The 1030-nt window shown below is 58.1% G+C and carries 1 protein-coding gene; it reads right to left on the minus strand.

The genetic code is table 11. The annotated features are described in order from the left end of the window. Positions 1-902, minus strand: a 902-nt coding sequence (locus ABH945_RS36100) for an IS110 family transposase (RefSeq protein ID WP_429253885.1), incomplete at its 3' end; no start/stop codon positions are given. Positions 903-1030 lie beyond the last annotated feature (128 nt).

The following is a 1030-nucleotide window of genomic DNA, read 5'->3' on the forward strand; positions in this document are numbered from 1 at the left end:
TCCTGAATTCCTTTCTGCCATGCTGTTGGGGCCTTCATGTGACACAGGACCGAGCGGGCGCCATGAATCAGCAGCGTGCGCAGGTAGGGGTCGCCTCGCTTCGAGATGGAGCCCAATCGAATCTTTCCGCCGGTACCGCTTTGCCGCGGAACTAGACCGAGGAATGCCGCGAATTCCCGTCCTGACCTGAAGGTCTTCGCGTCTCCGATTGTTGCTACCAAGGCCGTTGCGGTTAGCCTGCCGATGCCGGGCACGTCGGAAATCGCGCGACATGCCGCTTCCTGTTTCTGCCAGGCACCAATGCGCTTCTCGAGTTGATCGATATCATCTCCGAACGCGTTGATACGTCGCAGCTGGTCTTGCAGATTAAGCATGATCGACGCTGGAAGTGCATCTTCCAATTCCGCCATGCGCTGCCTTACCTCCGCAAGCCCTGCCGCACGTCCGGTACGAAACGTCACGCCAAATTCGTAGAGAAACCCACGGAGCTGGTTCACCTGCATCGTTCGAAATTTGATGAGTTGCGAGCGCATCCGGTGCAAGCTCAGCATCGCTTGTTGGTCTTCTGTCTTCGCTGCGACGGTCCGCATGCCAGGTTGCTGAACGGCAGTCCATATCGCCTTCGCATCCGCCGCGTCGGTCTTGTTCGTTTGCACAAACGGTCGGATAAACTGTGCATGCAACAACACGACCTCGTGTCCCAGTGCCTGAATTTTCCGCGCCCACCAGTGAGCGCTTCCGCACGCTTCAAGAGCGACACGTCCGGCGGGACGTTGAGCCAGAAACGCGATCAGATCATCGCGGGCAAACCGCCGATTCGCAATCTCGCCGGTTTGGGCGTCGACCCAGTACAACTGGAACACCCGCTTTGCAACATCCAGTCCGTATGTCGTAGCATTCATTTGGGGCCTCCGTTCCTCAAGTGGTTGTGTCGCAACTCCACTTTGGCACATTGATGCCGTTCGGTTCTGGAGGCCCTCAATCATGCCCACTTCCCCGAAGGGAGGGCGGTGTCCATTCCATCTCGGCC

This window comes from Paraburkholderia sp. GAS333, from assembly GCF_050435665.1.
Lineage (GTDB): Bacteria > Pseudomonadota > Gammaproteobacteria > Burkholderiales > Burkholderiaceae > Paraburkholderia > Paraburkholderia fungorum_A.